Origin of the sequence: Brevundimonas sp. EAKA (genome assembly GCF_000698025.1) — a bacterium.
Taxonomy (GTDB): Bacteria; Pseudomonadota; Alphaproteobacteria; order Caulobacterales; family Caulobacteraceae; genus Brevundimonas; species Brevundimonas mediterranea_A.
On record NZ_JMQR01000035.1, the window covers coordinates 1 to 18,288 of the forward strand.

The 18,288-nt window shown below is 67.9% G+C and carries 17 protein-coding genes and 1 tRNA gene; 12 read left to right on the forward strand and 6 right to left on the reverse strand.

Features of this window, described 5'->3' with window-relative positions; translation table 11 throughout:
• Positions 1-733 (reverse strand): cache domain-containing protein (locus ER13_RS07075; protein ID WP_255347088.1); only part of this gene is annotated, 733 nt, incomplete at its 3' end.
• Between the two features lie 245 nt (positions 734-978).
• On the opposite strand from ER13_RS07075, the gene ER13_RS07080 reads away from it, so the two are divergent.
• From ER13_RS07080 to ER13_RS07110, 7 genes are all read left to right on the forward strand, one after another.
• Positions 979-2,331 carry a dicarboxylate/amino acid:cation symporter gene (locus ER13_RS07080; protein WP_292147282.1) on the forward strand — a complete coding sequence of 451 codons (1,353 nt, stop codon included), beginning with the start codon at positions 979-981 and terminating at the stop codon, positions 2,329-2,331.
• A gap of 135 nt (positions 2,332-2,466) precedes the next feature.
• Positions 2,467-3,867: an OprO/OprP family phosphate-selective porin gene (locus tag ER13_RS07085; protein WP_052004983.1), complete on the forward strand. Its 1,401-nt coding sequence runs from the start codon at positions 2,467-2,469 to the stop codon at positions 3,865-3,867.
• A 64-nt stretch (positions 3,868-3,931) separates the two neighbouring features.
• Positions 3,932-5,872 carry a methyl-accepting chemotaxis protein gene (locus tag ER13_RS07090; protein WP_035307916.1) on the forward strand — a complete coding sequence of 647 codons (1,941 nt, stop codon included), beginning with the start codon at positions 3,932-3,934 and terminating at the stop codon, positions 5,870-5,872.
• Between the two features lie 221 nt (positions 5,873-6,093).
• Positions 6,094-8,595 (forward strand): TonB-dependent siderophore receptor, encoded by a 2,502-nt coding sequence (locus tag ER13_RS07095; protein WP_035307918.1) that lies wholly within the window; start codon positions 6,094-6,096, stop codon positions 8,593-8,595.
• A gap of 279 nt (positions 8,596-8,874) precedes the next feature.
• Positions 8,875-9,588 (forward strand): 2,3-diphosphoglycerate-dependent phosphoglycerate mutase, encoded by a 714-nt coding sequence (gpmA, locus tag ER13_RS07100; RefSeq protein ID WP_035307920.1) that lies wholly within the window; start codon positions 8,875-8,877, stop codon positions 9,586-9,588.
• Positions 9,585-10,214, forward strand: a complete 630-nt coding sequence (locus ER13_RS07105) for a bifunctional diaminohydroxyphosphoribosylaminopyrimidine deaminase/5-amino-6-(5-phosphoribosylamino)uracil reductase RibD (RefSeq protein WP_035307921.1) — start codon at positions 9,585-9,587, stop codon at positions 10,212-10,214. The genes gpmA and ER13_RS07105 overlap by 4 nt, the downstream gene beginning before the upstream one ends.
• 53 nt (positions 10,215-10,267) lie before the next feature.
• Positions 10,268-11,539 carry a pentapeptide repeat-containing protein gene (locus ER13_RS07110; RefSeq protein WP_035307923.1) on the forward strand — a complete coding sequence of 424 codons (1,272 nt, stop codon included), beginning with the start codon at positions 10,268-10,270 and terminating at the stop codon, positions 11,537-11,539.
• Between the two features lie 4 nt (positions 11,540-11,543).
• On the opposite strand, the gene metK is transcribed toward ER13_RS07110, so the two are convergent.
• Positions 11,544-12,749 carry a methionine adenosyltransferase gene (metK, locus tag ER13_RS07115; RefSeq protein ID WP_035307925.1) on the reverse strand — a complete coding sequence of 402 codons (1,206 nt, stop codon included), beginning with the start codon at positions 12,747-12,749 and terminating at the stop codon, positions 11,544-11,546.
• 145 nt (positions 12,750-12,894) lie between these two features.
• On the opposite strand from metK, the gene ER13_RS07120 reads away from it, so the two are divergent.
• Genes ER13_RS07120 through ER13_RS07135 form a run of 4 tightly spaced genes read left to right on the forward strand, consistent with a single transcriptional unit; the run spans position 12,895 to position 14,559 of the window.
• Positions 12,895-13,341, forward strand: coding sequence for a helix-turn-helix transcriptional regulator (locus ER13_RS07120; protein ID WP_035307927.1), 447 nt, complete (start codon positions 12,895-12,897; stop codon positions 13,339-13,341).
• 28 nt (positions 13,342-13,369) lie between these two features.
• Positions 13,370-13,717 carry a hypothetical protein gene (locus ER13_RS07125; RefSeq protein ID WP_035307929.1) on the forward strand — a complete coding sequence of 116 codons (348 nt, stop codon included), beginning with the start codon at positions 13,370-13,372 and terminating at the stop codon, positions 13,715-13,717.
• 14 nt (positions 13,718-13,731) lie between these two features.
• Positions 13,732-14,178 (forward strand): hypothetical protein, encoded by a 447-nt coding sequence (locus tag ER13_RS07130; protein WP_035307930.1) that lies wholly within the window; start codon positions 13,732-13,734, stop codon positions 14,176-14,178.
• A gap of 21 nt (positions 14,179-14,199) precedes the next feature.
• Complete coding sequence (locus ER13_RS07135) at positions 14,200-14,559, forward strand: hypothetical protein (RefSeq protein WP_035307932.1); 360 nt, start codon at positions 14,200-14,202, stop codon at positions 14,557-14,559.
• A gap of 4 nt (positions 14,560-14,563) precedes the next feature.
• Here the strand turns inward: ER13_RS07135 and ER13_RS07140 are convergent, their stop codons facing one another.
• From ER13_RS07140 to hemC, 4 genes are all read right to left on the reverse strand, one after another.
• The gene (locus ER13_RS07140; RefSeq protein ID WP_008262454.1) at positions 14,564-14,917 is read right to left on the reverse strand and encodes a helix-turn-helix domain-containing protein; all 354 of its coding nucleotides are present in this window, start codon (positions 14,915-14,917) and stop codon (positions 14,564-14,566) included.
• A gap of 372 nt (positions 14,918-15,289) precedes the next feature.
• Positions 15,290-15,365 (reverse strand) — tRNA-Thr (locus ER13_RS07145).
• A gap of 40 nt (positions 15,366-15,405) precedes the next feature.
• Positions 15,406-16,146, reverse strand: coding sequence for a uroporphyrinogen-III synthase (locus tag ER13_RS07150; protein WP_035307934.1), 741 nt, complete (start codon positions 16,144-16,146; stop codon positions 15,406-15,408).
• A complete protein-coding gene (gene hemC, locus ER13_RS07155; RefSeq protein WP_035307936.1) occupies positions 16,143-17,096 on the reverse strand; it encodes a hydroxymethylbilane synthase in 954 nt (317 codons plus the stop codon). Before hemC ends, ER13_RS07150 begins: the two co-directional genes overlap by 4 nt.
• On the opposite strand from hemC, the gene tsaD reads away from it, so the two are divergent.
• Entirely contained in the window at positions 17,095-18,282 is a 1,188-nt protein-coding gene (tsaD, locus tag ER13_RS07160) for a tRNA (adenosine(37)-N6)-threonylcarbamoyltransferase complex transferase subunit TsaD (RefSeq protein ID WP_231492495.1), read from the forward strand. The two genes, hemC and tsaD, sit on opposite strands and share 2 nt — an antisense overlap.
• Positions 18,283-18,288: the final 6 nt, after the last annotated feature.

An 18,288-nucleotide genomic window follows, 5' to 3' on the forward strand; every position in this document is an offset into this window, starting at 1 on the left:
CGGTCAGGCTGAGGCGACGCCGTCGCTCGTCCATCGGTTCGGTCGTGCGGAAGCGCCATTCCGGGATGCTGGTGACCAGGACGACGCCGCCGGGATCCGCCACCCAGGCGGGTTCGCCCGAGCCGCGCCATTCGGCCTCCAGGTCGTCGAACTCGACCTTCAGCACAACCACGCCCAGGGGCGCGCCGTCCGCTGAGTCCACACGGCGCGACAGATAGAGGCCGGGTCGGCCGCTGCGGGTGCCCAGGGCGTAGAACTCGCCTTCGGCGTCGCGCATCGCATTGATGAAATAGGGCCGGAACTCGTAGCGCGAACCGACGAAACTGGTCGAGGCCCGCCAGTTGCTGGACGCCAGGGTCAGGCCCCGCGCGTCCAGCACATAGATGACGGCGGCGCGGGTCTGGGACGCCAGCCGCTCCAGCTTGCGGTCCACCCCGTTCACGGCCTGGGCGCTGGGCGTGGTCAGCAGGGCGGCCACATCGGGATCGCCGGCCAGGACGATGGGGATGGCGCGCTGCTTGTCCAGTTCGCTGCGCAGCACGGCGGCGTGCAGGGCGGCGCCGGCCGTCGCCTGGCGTTCCAGTTCGCCGGTCGCATCGCGCCGCGCGGCCTCGCCCGCGACGCCCGCCAGCACGGCGCTCGCCGCCAGCCAGCCAAGCGTCAGCAAGACCCAGGGCTGTCGAGCGATACTCGAAAGTCCTTCGATAGTCAGGCGCGGCGACGAACGAGTCATGCGCCTATCTGTGCGACATTTCGCACGACTAGGCCATCGTCTTGTGCGTCCAGCCGCACTGCCGATCCCGATTCTGGGAGGATCGCTAGGATATTTTGTTGAAAAAACAGCCTTCTAGACTGTCTTTCGAAGGGGTTTGGAAGCGGCTTCACCCTGCCGGACACTGGACCTCGGAGCCTCGCCGCAGACGTGGGGCCCGTCGAGGAAACCGCGGGATGGTCCCGCAGTGACAGGAGCCTTCCGTGATCGCGCTTCCCTCCACCGCAGAACCGGCCGTGCGTCGGCCCTTTTACCGGCATCTGTATTTCCAGGTTCTGACCGCCATCGTGGCCGGCGCGATCATCGGCCATTTCTGGCCCAGCTTCGGCGAAAGCCTCAAGCCGCTGGGCGACGCCTTCATCAAGCTGGTGAAGATGATCATCGCCCCGGTCATCTTCCTGACCATCGTCACCGGCATCGCCGGCATGAGCGACCTCGGCCGCGTGGGGCGCGTGGCGGCCAAGGCCTTCGCCTATTTCCTGACCTTCTCGACCCTCGCCCTGATCGTCGGCCTGATCATCGCCAACCTGGTCCAGCCGGGACGCGGCCTGAACATCGATCCGGCCACCTTGGATGTCGGCGCCGTCGCCAAATATTCGGAACAGGCGCATGAGACGACCATCACCGGCTTCCTGATGGGCATCATCCCGGACACGATGGTTTCCGCCTTCTCCGAGGGCAATATCCTTCAGGTCCTGTTCGTCTCGGTGCTGTTCGGCCTGGCCCTGGCCCTGGTCGGCGATGTGGGCAAGCCGGTGCTGAGCTTCCTGGAATCGATCAGCCACGCCTTCTTCAAGCTGGTGGCCATCCTGATGAAGGCCGCGCCCATCGGGGCCTTCGGCGCCTTCGCCTTCACCATCGGCAAATATGGGATCGGCTCCATCGCCAATCTGGCCGCGCTGGTCGCCACCTTCTACCTCACCGCCGTCATCTTCGTGGTCGGCATCCTGGGCCTGGTCGCCTGGGCCAACGGCTTCAACATCCTGAAGCTGATCCGCTATCTGAAGGAGGAACTGCTGCTGGTCCTGGGCACCTCCTCGTCGGAAGCCGCCCTGCCGTCGTTGCTCAGCAAGATGGAACGCGCCGGCGCCTCCAAGTCGGTCGTCGGCCTGGTCGTCCCGACCGGCTATTCGTTCAATCTGGACGGCACCAACATCTACATGACCATGGCGGCCCTGTTCATCGCCCAGGCCCTGAACATCGAGCTGACCCTGCAGCAACAGATCCTGCTTCTGCTGGTCGCCATGCTGTCCTCCAAGGGGGCGGCCGGCATCACCGGCGCCGGCTTCATCACCCTGGCGGCGACCCTGTCGGTGGTTCCTACCGTTCCGGTCGCGGGCATGGCGCTGATCCTGGGCATCGACCGGTTCATGAGCGAGTGCCGGGCCCTGACCAACTTCATCGGCAACGCCGTGGCCACCATCGTCGTCGCCCGATGGGAGGGCGAACTGGACCGGGACGCCTTGCACGCGGCCTTGAACGGTCCGTCGCAGCCGATCGCGGCCCAGCCCGATCCGGCGGCCGGCCCCGGCGACAAAGAGCTGGTCACCGCCGACTGAGTTCCTTCCTGCACAGGCGCCGTCGCGAAAGCGCGGCGCCTGTACTGCATCCGGCGCCTTGCCCAACGCTGATACGCATTTCTGCTTATAGCCATTTGGGCCTTCCTTAACAGTCGCACCCTATGAGCGTTATTCATGATTATTCACCGCTCCCTCGCAGCGGGTGTCGGCCTCGCCGCGCTCGCCACCTCCGCCTTCGCCCAGTCGTCAACGCCGACGGCGGAAGAAATCGCCGCCCTGCGCGCCCAGGTGCAGGCCCTGTCCGCGCGCCTCGAACAGCTTGAGGCCCAGTCGCAGGTCCACGCTCAGACGGCCGCCGCCGCGCCCGCTGCCGCGGGAACGCCGGCTCCGGCCGCCGCCGCCGCGCCGCGCCCGGTCGTCCAGGCCGCCAGCGCGCCCTCCAGCGTCGATTGGTCGAGCGGCCTTCCCGAACTGCGCAGCCCGGACGGCGGCTTCACCTTCAAGCCGCGCATCCGCGTCACGGCCGACCTGTCCAACACCTTCGGTTCGGACTTCGACGGCCGCAACCTGACCACCACCGAACTGCGCGGCCTGCGCCTGGGCGCCCAGGGCAAGACCCCCGGGGGCTTCAGCTACTGGATCGAAGGCGACATCGCCGACAATGCGATGAGCGTCGCCAACGCCTTCATCGCCTATAGCCGCAAAGTGGGCGGCCGCGATCTCGAGGTGTCCGTCGGCCAACGTCTGAACGACCGCTGTTTCGAATGCGGCACGGCCGAGGATGTGGTTCCGTTCCTGGAGCGCAGCATGGCGATCTCGACGGTGGGGCCGGAGCGCGGCTCCTACGGCGTCGGCGTGACCTCCAAGCTGATCGGCAGCGTCTGGCACGCCTCGTTGTCATTGACCGGCGACGCGATCAGCAGCGGCACGACGAATGACTCCGTCACCCTGATGGGCCGCACCCACTGGTCGCCCTTCAAGACCGACGACGGCTTCCTGCACATCGGCGGCTGGGGCTTTATCGAGGATCTGACGCCGAATGCATCGGTGGGTTCGCGCAGCCTGGTGGTCTCGTCGCGCGGTAACGACAATCTGCGTCTCTCGGCCGGAACCTATGCCGATCCGAAGGGCAGCAAGGGCCTGGGGCTGGAGCTGGGCGGCGTGCATCGCTCGGGCTGGCTGATGGCCGAAGGCGGCCGGCGTGTGCTGGAGACCGCCGCGCGGGACTTCGACCAGGACGGCTATAGCATTTCGGCGGGCTTCTTCATCACCGGCGAGAAGCCGCCCCTTTCGCCCCGTACCGGCACCTGGGCGCGTCCCAAGGTGCTGAAGCCGCTGGGCGTCGATGGTTACGGCGCGGTCGAAATCGTCGGCCGCTATGACACCGCCGACTACAGCGACAACCCGACCGGGGGGGAAGCCGACACCTGGCTGTTGGGCGTCAACTGGTATCCGACGAACAACACCCGCGTCTCCACCCACTGGAGCGCCTGGTCGGTCGATAACCGCACCGGGACCTTCGTCGGCGAAGACAGCGGCAACACCGCCACCGTCCGCGTCCAGACCGCCTTCTAGACCTAATCCGCCCGGAACGGTCCGCCGTTCCGGGCTTGCGCTCCAAAGCCGCCGAGATGATCGCATGAACCCGAAGAACATCCCGATGCAGCGGAAACTGGCGATCGCCTTCGCCCTTCTGCTGACCGTAGCGGCCGCCATGATCGGGGCGGTCTTTTTCCAGCTGTCGGAGATGAAGACAGCGGCCGAACTGAACGCCGAGAGCAAGTCGATCATCGACCACACCCATGTGGCCGAGAAGGGCGTCATTCGCCTGAACTCACAGATGCGCGGCGTGCTGTTGACCGGAAACGCCGATTATCTCGAAGTTTACCGCAAGGGCTGGGAACAGTTCGAAGCCTCGGTCGCCGCTCTGGGCGCCGCCAACCTGACGCCGGAAGAGCAGGCGCTGGTTGAGAAGGCCAAGACCGACGCGGCCGCCTGGCGCACCGAGTTCGGCACGCCGCTGACCGAAGCGGCGCTGGACCCTTCGCGTATCGAGGCCGCGCGCCGCGTGGTGATCGATTCCGGCGATCGGGTGCGGGTCACCCACATCACCAAGGCCGTCACCGAAATCCGCGATATGGAGATCGAGCGGATGAACGTGCGCGACGCCGAACAGGCGTCGGCGATCACCGCCTCCTTCATCGCCCTGGCGGTCGGGGGGCTGATCCTGGTCGCCGCCGCCGTCTTCCTGGGCGTGCAACTGTCCATCCTGATGGTCGCGCCCGTCCGCCGCATGACCGGCGCCATGTCGGTCATGGCCAACGGCAAGCTGGACGTCGCCATCCCCGACACCGACCGCAAGGACGAGGTCGGCGCCATGGCCCAGGCCATGCAGATCTTCCGCGACAACAGCCTGCGCGCCAAGGCGCTGGAGCTCGAAACGGAAACGATGCGCGACGAGTCGGAAGTCGAGCGTCGGCGCCGCGAAGCCGCCGCCGCGCAGGAAGCGGCCGAGAATGCGGTCGTGATCGAAAGCCTGGGCAAGGGGCTGTCCGCCCTGGCGGACGGCGATCTGCTCTACCGCATCGACGCGCCCTTCCCGGCGCGCAGCGAGGTCCTGAAAACCGATTTCAACCGTTCGATCTCCCGTTTGGAAGAGACGGTCACCGGCGTGCTCGGCTCGGTCCGCGGCATCGACTCCGGCGCCGGCGAGATCAGTCAGGCCTCCGACGACCTGTCGCGCCGCACCGAACAACAGGCCGCCAGCCTGGAAGAAACCGCCGCGGCCCTGGACGAGATCACGGTCACGGTCCGCAAGACCGCCGAGGGCGCCACCCAGGCCGCCACGGTCACCAGCGGCGCCCGCCAGAGCGCCGAGGCCTCGGGCGCGGTCGTGATGAACGCCGTCCAGGCCATGCAGAAGATCGAGGACGGCTCACGCCAGATCAGCCAGATCGTCGGCGTGATCGACGAGATCGCCTTCCAGACCAACCTCCTGGCCCTGAACGCCGGGGTCGAGGCGGCGCGGGCCGGCGAGAGCGGACGCGGCTTCGCGGTGGTCGCCTCTGAAGTGCGGGCCCTGGCCCAGCGCTCGGCCGAGGCCGCCAAGGAGATCAAGACCCTGATCAACAGTTCGGGCGCTGAGGTCGAGAACGGCGTGCGCCTGGTCAGCGAGGCCGGTTCGGCCCTGCAGGCCATCGCGTCCCAGGTCAACGACATCAGCAATCTGGTGGTCGAGATCGCCGCCTCCGCCAAGGAGCAGGCGACCGGCCTTCACGAGATCAATGTCGCCGTCAACCAGATGGACCAGGTCACTCAGCAAAATGCTGCGATGGTCGAACAGGCGACGGCGGCCAGCAACGCCCTGCGCCAGGAGACCGCCGAACTGTCGGCCCAGGTGTCCTTCTTCCAGGTCTCGGGCGGAAAGCCGGTCTCAGCCGCGCCCGCAGCCCCGTCCGCGCGCTCTGCGCCCCGCCCGGCCCCTCGCCCGGCCCCGCGTGCGGAACAGCGCGTGGTCAAGGTCGCCAACGGCCGCGACATGACGGTCGGTTCGAACGACGACGGCTGGGAAGAATTCTGATCAGAAGGGGGCGGGACCAAGGGTCCGCCCCGCCCTGTCATCGGACGTGCAAGACCCGAGTCCAACCCTGTTGAACGCGCCGTCGATCCGTTTCCGTCGCACAAGTTCAGGCTGTGTGGGGTGCATGCAACGCTTTCCAAAACGTCATGAATTCCGCCGCTTTCCAGCCATGTTTTTCACGCCCAAAGGGCCCGAAATCTACATTCTGGAACACGGTTTTCATGACTCCGACCGCGCTCATGCTGCTCGCACTCGCTCCGACCGCCAGCGCCGCCGATATCCAGCCTTTGCAGCAGGAAGAGGTGACGACGGTCCTGCCCGACATCGAGGTGACGGCCGCCAAGCGCGGCGTGGCCCTGGGCGGGCAGGAACCGATCGTCTCGTATGACGCCGCCCAGATTCAGGCCTTCGGCGCCACCAATATCGGCGAATTGGTGACCCTGCTGGAGGCCCAGACCCGCAGCGCGCGCGGCGGGTCCCCGGTCTTCCTGGTCAACGGCCGTCGCATCTCCGGCTTCCGTGAAATCCGCGGCATTCCGCCCGAGGCCATCGAGCGGTTCGACGTCCTGCCGGAAGAGACGGCCCTGTCCTACGGCTACAGCGCCAACCAGCGCGTCGTGAACATCGTGCTGAAGGCCGACTTCCGCTCGCTGACCGCCTCGGTCAACGTCAGCCGGTCGGACCAGGGCGGCCGGACGACGACGGCAAGCGAGAACAACCTTCTCAAGATCGCCGGGGCCGACCGCTGGTCGCTGGACATCAACGGCGAGAGCAGCAACGCCCTGTACGAGACCGAACGCAATATCGACCGCACCGACTCGAACAGGGTCGACTCGGCGGGCGACAACGGCGAGCGGAACGCCTATCGCACCCTGCTGCCGCGCGCGGCCGAGGCGTCGGTCGCGGGGACCTACAAGCACGACCTGAACGACAAGGTCGGCATGACCCTGAGCGGCAGCCTGGAGGACAGCAGCAGCCGCAGCTACTCGGGTCTGCCCGGCTTCAGTCTGAGCCTGCCGGCCGGCAATCCCTGGTCGCCCGGCGGGGCGGCGGCCGATCTGTATCGCTACGTCGGCCTGCCGGACGCCCTGCAGCGCCAGACCAATACGCGCGCTGCGGAACTGGGTACGGTGTTCGACGGCTACCTCGGCGACTGGCGCTGGACCGCCACGGGCGAATACAGCCGCACCGAGACGGACACCACCACCGGACGCGGCGTCAGCGCCGCCGCCCTGCAGGCCGCGATCACGGCGGGCGACACGACCGTGAACCCGTTCGGCGACCTGACCGGCGCGGTGACGACGTCCGCCCGCGACACCGCCAATTCGATCTCCCAGTCGGCGGAAGCCGAACTGGTGCTGAACGGCACGGCCTGGGAGCTGCCGGCCGGCGGCGTCACCACGACCTTCAAGGTCGGAGGCGAACATCAGTCCCTGGATTCCGAAAGCGTCCGTTCGGGCGTGACGACCGACCGGTCCCAGTCGCGCGACCTGGGCAGCCTGCAGGCCAATTTCGATCTTCCGATCTCCAGCGTCGATCGCGGCGTCCTGCCCAGGATCGGCGATCTGTCGGCCAATATGAACCTGGCCTATCAGGAACTGTCGGACTTCGGCGGCGTCTCGACGCTGGGCGGTGGTCTGAACTGGTCGCCGGTCGCCCGACTGTCCCTGTCGGCCAACTATTCGGACGAGGACAAGGCGCCGACAATCCAGCAACTGAACGATCCCACCATCTCGACGCCGAACACCGCCGTCTTCGACTATTCGACCGGCCAGACCGTCCAGGTCGTCCAGATCACCGGCGGCGATCCGAACCTGAAGGCGGAGAACCGTCGAATCCTGAAGCTGGGCGTCAACTGGCAACCGCTTTCGGCCACCGATCTGCGCCTGAACCTCGCCTATACCCGCACCGAGGTCGAGGATGAGATTTCCGGCTTCCCCGCCATCACCCCCGACCTCGAAGCCGCCCTGCCGGAGCGGTTCACCCGCGCCGACGACGGCACGCTTCAGTCCATCGACGCCCGTCCGCTGAACTTCGCCAGCCGCGAGCAGCAGGACGTTCAGTGGGGCTTCAACTTCTCCAAGCCCTTCGGCAAGCCCAATCCGGCCATGATGGGTCAGAGGCCGGGCGGCCCAGGCGGCCGGCCCCCCGGGGGGGCGATGCGTATGGGCGGCGGGCCAGGCGGTCCTGGCGGCGGGCGGCTGCGCGGCTCCGCCGCCCCCGGCATGCAACCCGGCCAGGGCATGTTCAACTTCTCCCTGACGCACACCTGGCGCGTCCAGGACGAGGTGGTGATCCGCGACGGCCTGGCGCCCCTGAACCTGCTGGACGGGGATTCCATCTCCGGCTCGGGCGGCCAGTCGCGTCACGAGGTCCAGGTGCAGACCGGTCTGTTCAAGAACGGCTTCGGCGCCTTCGTCAACGCCAACTGGCGGTCGGGCACGACGGTCGAGGGCGACACTGCGGGTTCGGCCGATCTGGACTTCTCGGACCGCACGACGGTCAACCTGTTCGCCTTCGCCGATCTGACCCAGCGCACCGCCTGGGTCGAACGTTTTCCCTTCCTGAAGGGATCACGTGTCGGTCTGGGGGTGCAGAATATCTTCGACGACCGAACGTCCGTCACCAGCAGCGACGGGGCGACGCCGGTCAATTATCAGCGCGACTACCTGGACCCGCAGGGGCGGGTGTTCCGGATCAACCTGCGCAAGATCCTGTACTGATCCGAGGGGCAGGGCGGGGCTCGCGCCGTTCCGCCCTGTCGGCCCTCCGACCTGTCAGGGCCAGACCACCGCCAGGGCGATCAGGGCCGCGATGGCGACGAAGGCCAGGGGAAAGAACAGACGGTCGGACATGGCGACAGCCTAGCGGCCGCCCCTGGCCGCCACAAGCCGAGCGCGCGGCGCCTGGGCTGTGCGTTGCAACACGGCGGGGCGCGCAAGCCTTGACCGGCTCATGACTGCGGCTTACCCGGACAGACTGTTTTGCCGAGGACTGATCGAATGCCGCGCCTGATCCTGCTCCGCCATGGCCAGAGCCAGTGGAACCTTGAAAACCGCTTCACCGGCTGGGTCGATGTCGATCTGACGGCGGAAGGCGAGGCCCAGGCGCGTCGCGGCGGCGAACTGATCGCCGAGGCCGGGTTCACCCCTGCGGTCATGTTCACCTCGGTTCTGACGCGCGCCAAGCGCACCGGCGCCCTGGCCCTGCAGTCGGCGGGTCTGACCAATATCCCGGTGATCGAGGACTGGCGCCTGAACGAGCGCCACTACGGCGGTCTGACCGGGCTGAACAAGGCCGAGACGGCCGAGAAGCACGGCGAGGATCAGGTCAAGATCTGGCGCCGCAGCTATGACGTGCCGCCGCCCCCGCTGGCGCCGGGCGGCGAATTCGATTTCAACGCCGACCCGCGCTACGCCGACAAGCCCATCCCGGACACCGAAAGCCTGAAGACCACGCTGGAGCGGGTCGAACCCTATTGGAACGCCGAGATCGCCCCGCGCCTGAAGGCGGGCGAGGACGTGCTGATCGCCGCCCACGGCAACTCCCTGCGGGCCATCGTCAAACTCCTGTTCGCCGTGCCGGACGACAAGATCGTGGGCGTGGAGATCCCGACGGGCAATCCGCTGGAGATCGATCTGGACGCCGATCTGAAGCCGACCGCCGCCCGCTATCTCGACGCCGCCCGCGCCGAAGAGCTGCCGACCGTCGCATGAGCTGGACCGACGCCGACCGCGCCTTCATGGCCCAGGCCATCGATCTGGCCACCGCCCGCATGGGCGAGACCTGGCCGAATCCGGCCGTGGGCTGCGTCATCGTCAAGGACGGTCGGATCATCGCCCAGGCCGCCACGGCCCCGGGCGGGCGTCCCCATGCCGAGGAACAGGCCGTGCCGGCCGCCGGGGCCGAGATCGAAGGCGCGACCGTCTATGTCACGCTGGAGCCCTGCGGCGCCCGGTCGTCGGGCCGCCAGTCCTGCGCCCATTTCCTGACCGAGGCGGGGGTGGAGCGGGTCGTCATCGCCTGTCTGGACCCCTCGCCCTTCGCCGCCGGGCGCGGCACCGAACGTCTGCGCGCGAAGGGTCTGACGGTCGAGACCGGCCTGATGTGCGACGAGGGCGCGACCCTGTGCGAGGGCTTCCTGCACCGGTTGGAGACAGGGCGCCCCATGGTGCGGATCAGCACGGACGGCGTGGGCTTTGACGGTCGGTTCGTCGCTGCGGCCAAGGCCGATCTGGTGACCGAACTGAAACGGCTGGGCGAGGCGGGCTACACCCGCCTTTGGACCTCTGCGGGGGATCTGGCCGACGCCCTTCGCGAACAGGGTCTGCTGACCGAGTGACAACCGCCTGTTGCGCAAGGCTTTCTTAAGCTGGTTGCGGTTAACCTGGCTGAATGGTCCAGGCTGCTGAACCCCTTGTACGCAAGCGCCTCACCCAGGCGGAGCTGGACCTCGTCTGCGCCCGGCACGACCGTCTGTTCCAGGCCCGCCCCGGCGGCGCCCGCGCGGTCTTCGCTTGGCTCGACATCTCCTTTCTGAGCCTGAAGGGGCGCAACCTGGCCGACGCTGACTTCGCCGCCGCCTGTCTTGAGGGGTGCGACCTGACCGGGGCCAAGCTGGACAACGCCATCTTCTTCGGCGCGGACATGCAGGACGCCGTCCTGGCCGACGCCGGCCTGCGTCGCGCCGACCTTCGCGGCGCCTGTCTGCGCGGGGCCGACCTGTCCGGCGCGGACCTGTTCGAGGCCGACCTGCGCGAGGGCACCATCGCCGCCGCCGACGCCAAACTGGGCTTCAAGGTGATCGAGCCGCGCCAGCGCGAGGAGACCGAGGCGACGGGCGCCTGTCTGGCCGGCGCCAACCTGCAACGCTCCAAGATGTCGGGCGTCATCGCCATCAAGGCCGACTTCTCCGGCGCGGTGATGAAGGACTGTAAGATGGTCCGCGCCAACCTGAAACAGGCCGATTTCCGCGGCGCCGACCTGGCGGGCGCAGACCTCTCGGGCGCCAATCTGTCCGGCGCCGACATGCGCGACGCCATTCTGGTGGGCTGCAAGATGACCATGTGGTGCGCCGACGGCGCCAATATGGAAGGCGCCCTGACGGACAAGAGCACGGTCGGCGAGTCCGTGGCCCGGATGCCGGCGGCCGAAATGCTGCGCGAACACGCCCGCTGGTGCGAAACGGGCGGAAGCGAGGGGCAGCCCTCGGTGTTCGACGGCGTGGATCTGCGACCGTTGAAGTCGATCACCGGCCTGAACCTGACCGCCCTCTCGGCCAAGGGCGCGATCTTCTACGGGCTGGATATGGAGGGGGTGCAGTTGCAGGGCGCGCATCTGGAGAACGCCGACCTGCGTTCGGCCAACCTTCATCGCGCCGACCTGCGCGGCGCACGCCTGAAGAACGCCAAGCTGAACGGCGCCGATCTGCGCGGCGCCCAACTCGGTCCCCTGCTGATCGCGGCCGACCGGTTGCTGTCGGCGGACCTGACCGGGGCGGTGCTGAGGGGAGCGGACCTGTCGGGCGCGGATCTGCGCCGGGCCGTCATGACCGGCGCGGACCTCGGCCGGGCGACCCTGCACGGCGCCCAGACCCGTCAGCTGGACCTCACGGGCGCCAATCTGACGGGCGTTCGCGGCCTGACCCTGGACGATCAGGCCGCCTGAGCGATCAGGCCAGCGCCTTCAACTGCTCGACCAGATCGGTCTTTTCCCAGCTGAAACCGCCGTCGGCGTCCGGCTCGCGGCCGAAATGGCCGTAGGCGGCGGTGCGGGCGTAGATGGGCTTGTTCAGCCCCAGATGGCTACGGATGGCGCGCGGGGTCGCCCCGCCGATCAGGCCCAGCAGCTTCTCTTCAAGCAGGGTCTCGGAAATCTTGCCGGTGCCGTGCAGATCGACGTGGATCGACTGGGGCTTGGCCACGCCGATGGCGTAGGAGATCTGGATGGTGCAGCGGTCGGCGAGACCGGCGGCGACCACATTCTTGGCAAGGTAGCGGCAGGCGTAGGCGGCCGAACGGTCCACCTTGGTCGGATCCTTGCCCGAGAAGGCGCCGCCGCCGTGGGGCGCCGCGCCGCCGTAGGTGTCGACGATGATCTTGCGGCCGGTCACGCCGGCGTCGCCGTCCGGCCCGCCGATCTCGAAGATGCCGGTCGGGTTGATGTGCCAGACGGTGTTCTCGTCGGTGAAGCCCTCGGGCAGGACTTCCAGGATATAGGGTTTGACGATCTCGGCGACCTGTTCCGAACTCAGCCCCTTGGCGTGCTGGGTCGACAGGACGATGGAGGCGGCGCGCTTGGGTTTGCCATCCTCGTATTCGATCGTCACCTGGCTCTTGGCGTCGGGCTCCAGTTGCGAGCCGCCCGCGTGGCGGACGTCAGCCAGGCGTTTCAGGATGTTGTGGCTGTACTGCAGGGTGGCCGGCATCAGCTCCGGCGTCTCGTTCGACGCATAGCCGAACATGATGCCCTGGTCGCCCGCGCCCTCGTCCTTTTCATTGGTCGAGTCGACGCCGACGGCGATGTCGGCCGACTGGGCGTGCAGGTGGCAGGCGTATTCCGCCGTTTCCCAGTGGAAGCCGTCCTGCTCGTAGCCGATGTCCTTGACTGCGGCGCGGACCAGAGGCTCCAGGCTGTCGATGATGGACTGGGTGAAGGCTTCGTTCTGTTCCTTGGTGTTGCCCGGCTGGGTCGCGCGGACCTCGCCGGCCAGGACGATCCGCTGGGTCGTGACCAGGGTCTCGCACGCCACGCGGGCCTCGGGATCCTTCGACAGGAAGGCGTCGACGACAGTATCCGAGATACGGTCGGCGACCTTGTCGGGGTGGCCCTCGGAGACGCTTTCCGAGGTGAAGAGGAAGGAAGAACGAGCGGCCAAAAGAGGCTCCTGTCAATGTCAGCCCGGCAAACATATAAAGACATGCTTATATGTTCAAGTGATCTTCCCGTCTTTGGTTCGCAGGAACCACGACGTGTCTGGTCGTGCCGGTGAAATCCGCTATGACGAAGCGGGGAGCGCGTGAATGCCTGAAAGCCTGTCGCCAAGAGAGATCGAGTGCGTTCGCCTGGCCGGCCTGGGCCTCGAGGACAAGGAGATCGCTGCGCGATTGGGCATTTCCCCCCGCACCGTCGGCAATCACCTGCATCGCGCCTACGTCAAACTGAAGGTCTCGGACCGCAGACTGGCGGCTCGGCGGCTGAGTAACGGCTACTCAGAGGAGTCGATACTCATTTCCGAACCGGCGGAAGACGGGCTTGGTGATGCGGCGTCGGCCGGACAATCGGACGACGACGGCCCGGTCGTTCGGTCCGCCTGGTCCTTGCCGGCTCCGCCTCGCGGCGTCGGGGCACGACTGGCGGTCATCGTGGCGGGGGCCGCCGTCGCCCTCTTGCTCGCCATCGGGATCGTGACGGCAGGCATGGTGGTTCCCTCCCTGTTCGACCGTATCGCTCCCGAATGGGCTCGCTGACGCGGGGATCCTTTTGGAGGACGGCAGAATGCGAAACATGAACGTCGGGGTGAAAGTCGCTCGCCAGGTCAGGACCGCCGAACACGCGATCGACCAGGCCATGATCGAGGTCTGCAAGCTGATCCAGACCGCGCTCGAGGGCCGGCTTGAGGCGCGGCTGGCGGCCGAGGTCGGTCAGACGGCGCTGGAGGACATCGTAACCGGTCTGAACCGGCTCGCAACGGTTCGAGCGGCGGTCGCCGCCGGCCACGCGGGGCTGTCAACCGTGGCTGACAACCACGCGATCGGTTGGCGTTTGGACGGCATGAGCGAGAACAAGAACATACTTCAGGCGTCGTCGTCGGCGTCGTCCGGCGTGTTGCATCTGGCCGCCTGATCGGTTCCGACGGAATGCCTTCGCCGCTCTGGTTTTTCGGTACGGCCCTGACCATCCTGGCGCTCGTGCTGCTCATCTGGAAGGGCGGCCGGCCCGAGCGCGAGGCGGCCGCAGGTCTCTTCGTCGTGCAACTGGTTTCCGGCTGGGTCGATCACCTCATCATCGGTCAATTCCGATGGGCGGTCGCCTTGGTCTCCCTCAGCCTTCTGGTCTGGTTGGTCCGGCTCAGCCTTCGTTACGACCGTTGGTGGCTGCTGTTCGCGGCCGGGGCTCAGCTTCTCGCGCTCGGCACCCATGCCGCGTCGTTGTTTGGTTCCGACGTCCTCACCTGGTCGATCGTGACCACGCGGATGGTGGTCTGGGTGGAGATCATGATCCTCGGTCTGATCGGCGTCTGGGAAGCGACCTCGGCCCCCTACGCCAGACCTCAATCCCTCCGCGCCAAGTCGCGCATCGCCTGAATTCTACAAGGACATCACAGCGTGAATACCCAACCTCCGAAGACCTTCATGCCGCTTTTCCGGTCATGGTTCGACACGACCCGACTGGCCGACAAACTCGGCGGAGCGGGACTCTCGGGCAGCGAGGACAATCTGCTGGCCGACCTGGATCTCGGACCGATGGTCGAGGCGGAGACCAGCCTGCTCAACCACCAGCCCGTGAACGCTGCGGAGGCCGCCTGTCTGCTTGAGGTCGTGCGTCAGAACATCGCCGATGCCGGACGTTCGGACGGTCTCGATCTTCGTGCGATCGTCGCGGTCCAGACCTGGCTCGCCGATGCTTCGGCCGGCGCGCGGGGCGGCGAACCGGTGGAGCGGGTGTTGAGACAGACTCAGGTCTGACGGATCAGTCGCGCAGGCCCTTGGCCACGACCAGGAGGGCGTCGCGCTTTTCAGCGTCCCGGATGCTGCGGAAGGCGGACAACAGTTCCGCCACGCCCGGCGCGGCCAGAGCCAGTTCATCGCCCTCGGCCGTCTCGAGTTCGCCCAGCAGAGCCGCGCCCGTGGACTTCAGCACCGCTGCGATCTGCAGCAGGCGTGCGGCCGAGACGCGGTTGACGCCCCGCTCATACTTTTGAATTTGCTGGAAAGTCACGCCGGCGCCGGCGGCCAGCTGCGCCTGGGTGATGCGGAGTTCCTCGCGACGGGCGCGAATGCGGGCGCCGATTGCGATGTCTACTGGGTCGACTGCGTCGTTCATCTTGGCCTTCGGGCGTGCGAGAATACCTGCGTCAGGCCTGAAAATGACAAGGGCGTCAAGCCAAAGCTCGACGATACGGGAATCCTACGTACCGCGAATAGGTAAATATTCAACTTGAGAGAGAGGTTGTGAGCGAATCTTTCGCAACTGAAACGAAAGTAACCAAGACTGTTCCAGTCGATACTGGAGTCTCAAGCTCGCCTCAGGTGAACGGGATACCTTATGAGGCCGTTTCAAGGGACTGAAAACTGACCGAAGGGAAGCCTGAAGACTACGGTTCGGATCGGAAATCGATATGCCTGCAGCGACCCGATACTGGGCTTCGCACCCAGGTTCAGGGCGAACACTCTTCTATTTGAGGCCGGGAAACGATGGTGCCGCTTGCGTGACTCGAACACGCGACCCCCTCATTACGAATGAGGTGCTCTACCGGCTGAGCTAAAGCGGCCCGGTTGCGAAGGCGAAGCAGCCCGCGCGAGAGGGGCTCTTTATACGGGCGTATCGCGCTTGCCAAGCGCCGCTTTCAAGGTCGCGAGCAATGTGGCTTCGTCCGGGGCGTCCGCCACCGCCGGCGTCAGGCCGACGGCGCTCAGGGGCGCGGCGGCGGCAGGCGAGATACAGGCGATCACGACGCCGGCCAGGCGCGCCGCCGGCAGGGAGACGGGAACCAGGGCGGCCAGGGCCTGGGCCGCGCGCGGGGAGTGGATCAGCACGGCGTCGAACGCCTCTGGCGGCGCGGCGGCGGCGGTCGGGGCGGTGCGATAGACGTTCAGGGGGTGCAGGCTGACGGCGCGGGCGTCGGCGGCGGCCAGGGCGGCGGCGAGGTCGCCGGCGGGGGTCTCGGCCTGGGGCGCCAGCAGGGCGGCGTCGCTCAGTTCAGCGGCGATCCGGCGGGCGAGGGCGGTTAGGTCGCCCGAGGCGGAACGGACGGCGACGAAGCCGGCCTCGCGCGCCGCCTGGGCGGTGGCGTCGCCGACGGCGAAGACCGGCCGGTCGCGCCGCGACGTCAGGGCGGCGAAGGCGGCGACGCCGTTCCGGCTGGTGAAGGCCAGGGCCGCGAACCGATCCAGATCCGGGACGGGCGGGCTCAGGGTCTCCACCGCCAGCAGGGGCTGGATCAGGGGCGTGAACCCCATGCCGCGCAGACGGGCGGCGGGCCGCGACGCGCCGGGCTGGGCGCGGGTGATCCAGACGCGGGGGCTCTGATCAGCGGCGCCCGGGGCCGTCATCCGTCCAGGCTCGCCGGATCGACCTCCTGATCGCCGGCGAAGGCGTGGACCTCGCCGCCCAGCCGTTCGCCCAGGGCGCGGGCGTCGGCCTCGGTGGGCTGGAACAGTTCGCCGACGCGGCGCCAGCGGGCCGATCCGTCGGGGCTCAGCATTTCGGTGGTCAGGCGCAGGGTGTCGCCCTCGATCAGGGCGTAGGCGCCGACGGCGGTGCGGCACGATCCCTCCAGCGCGGTCATGGCCCCCCGCTCCGCGGCCACGGCGACGGCGGTCTCCGGGTGGTTCAGGGCGGCGACCCAGGGGGCGTCGATGTCGTCGGCGCGGGTCTGGATGGCCAGGGCGCCCTGGCCCGGCGCCGGCAAAAAGGCGTCCAGCGACAGTTTCTCGCGGATATGTTCGGTCACGCCCAGCCGGGTCATGCCCGAGACGGCCAGCAGTATGGCGTCGAAATCCCCCTCGGCGGCGCGGCGCAGCCGGGTGTCGATATTGCCGCGCAGCATCTCGACCTTCAGATCGGGCCGCAGGGCCAGGGCCTGGGCCTGGCGACGCAGGCTGGCGGTGCCCAGCCGCGCGCCGAAGGGCAGTTGGTCGAAACTGTCGAAGTCGCGGCTGATGAAGGCGTCGCGGGCGTCCTCGCGTTCCGGGATGGCGGCGATGCACAGGCCCTCGGGCTGTTCGGCGGGCACGTCCTTCATCGAGTGGATGGCGATGTCGATTCGCCGGTCCAGCAGCGCCTCCTCGATCTCCTTGGTGAACAGCGCCTTGCCGCCCATCTCCATCAGGCGGCGGTCCTGGATCCGGTCGCCGGTGGTGACGATCTCGACCAGGGGCACGGCGGTCTCGATGTCGGCCTCGGCCACGCCGAGCGCCCGGCCGACGGCCCGCTGCATCATGCCCGATTGGGCCAGGGCCAGCTTGGACCGCCGGGTGCCGATGCGGAGAGGAAGGTTCATGATCGTTGCTTACCGGACGCCGGATCGCTACCTCGACCCGATGGAGAGTTCCGCCGACTATAGCAGCGGCGCCGCAGCGGCAACCGGACGCGATGTCCGACCCCTGACGGTGCTGGGTCTCGAGACCAGCTGCGACGAGACCGCCGCCTCGGTGGTGCGCCTGCACCCGTCCGAACGGGGCGGCCGGGCCGAGGTCCTGTCCTCGGTCGTCCACAGCCAGATCGACGACCATGCGGCCTATGGCGGCGTCGTCCCCGAAATCGCCGCCCGCAGCCATGTCGAGATGATCGCCGGGGTCACGCGCCGCGCCATGGCCGAAGCCGGCCTGGGCTATGACGGCCTCGACGGAATCGCCGCGACGGCCGGGCCGGGCCTGGTCGGCGGCGTCATGGTGGGCCTCAGCTTCGGCAAGGCGGCGGCCCTGGCGCGGGGTCTGCCCCTGGTGGCGGTCAATCATCTGGAGGGGCATGCGGTCTCGGCCCGGTTGGGCGAGGAGGTCGCCTATCCCTTCCTGCTGCTGCTGGTCTCCGGCGGGCACTGCCAACTGCTCGAGGTGCGCGGCGTCGGCGACATGAGCCGGATCGGCGCCACTATCGACGACGCGGCCGGCGAGGCCTTCGACAAGATCGCCAAGGCCCTGGGCCTGGGTTATCCCGGCGGGCCGGCGCTGGAACGGCTGGCGCAGCAGGGCGACGGCTCGAAGATCGATCTTCCGCGCGCCCTGCTGGGCCGCAAGGACTGCGACTTCTCCTTCTCGGGTCTGAAGACGGCCGCCTTCCGCATCGCCCAGACCTGCGAGACCGAGCAGGACAGGGCCGATCTGGCCGATGCGGTCCAGACCGCCATCGCCCGGCAACTGTCGGATCGCTCCGAGCGGGCGCTGGCCGCCTATGCCGAGACCCACGATCATCGCCTGTTCGTGGTCGCGGGCGGCGTGGCCGCCAACAAGACCATTCGTGCGACCCTGCAGGCGACGGCGGCGAAACACGGCTTCGACTTCCTGGCGCCGCCCATGGCCTATTGCACCGACAACGCCGCCATGATCGCCCTGGCGGGAGCCGAGCGGCTGGCCCTGGGCCTGACCAGCGACATCGACGTGGTCGCCCGGCCGCGATGGCCCCTGGACGAAGCCCGCGCCCTGGCCGATCCTTCGCACAAGCCGGGCCGCAAGGGCGCGAAAGCATGACCAATG

Bases quoted from the DNA above. Each gene is read 5' to 3' on its own strand.
- ER13_RS07150 (WP_035307934.1), bottom strand. From the start codon at position 16,146: ATGACGGCCCCGGGCGCCGCTGATCAGAGCCCCCGCGTCTGGATCACC.
- ER13_RS07140 (WP_008262454.1), bottom strand. From the start codon at position 14,917: ATGAACGACGCAGTCGACCCAGTAGACATCGCAATCGGCGCCCGCATT.
- tsaD (WP_231492495.1), top strand. From the start codon at position 17,095: ATGATCGTTGCTTACCGGACGCCGGATCGCTACCTCGACCCGATGGAG.
- ER13_RS07110 (WP_035307923.1), top strand. From the start codon at position 10,268: ATGGTCCAGGCTGCTGAACCCCTTGTACGCAAGCGCCTCACCCAGGCG.
- ER13_RS07120 (WP_035307927.1), top strand. From the start codon at position 12,895: ATGCCTGAAAGCCTGTCGCCAAGAGAGATCGAGTGCGTTCGCCTGGCC.
- gpmA (WP_035307920.1), top strand. From the start codon at position 8,875: ATGCCGCGCCTGATCCTGCTCCGCCATGGCCAGAGCCAGTGGAACCTT.
- ER13_RS07130 (WP_035307930.1), top strand. From the start codon at position 13,732: ATGCCTTCGCCGCTCTGGTTTTTCGGTACGGCCCTGACCATCCTGGCG.
- ER13_RS07085 (WP_052004983.1), top strand. From the start codon at position 2,467: ATGATTATTCACCGCTCCCTCGCAGCGGGTGTCGGCCTCGCCGCGCTC.
- ER13_RS07125 (WP_035307929.1), top strand. From the start codon at position 13,370: ATGCGAAACATGAACGTCGGGGTGAAAGTCGCTCGCCAGGTCAGGACC.
- ER13_RS07090 (WP_035307916.1), top strand. From the start codon at position 3,932: ATGAACCCGAAGAACATCCCGATGCAGCGGAAACTGGCGATCGCCTTC.
- hemC (WP_035307936.1), bottom strand. From the start codon at position 17,096: ATGAACCTTCCTCTCCGCATCGGCACCCGGCGGTCCAAGCTGGCCCTG.
- ER13_RS07105 (WP_035307921.1), top strand. From the start codon at position 9,585: ATGAGCTGGACCGACGCCGACCGCGCCTTCATGGCCCAGGCCATCGAT.
- ER13_RS07095 (WP_035307918.1), top strand. From the start codon at position 6,094: ATGACTCCGACCGCGCTCATGCTGCTCGCACTCGCTCCGACCGCCAGC.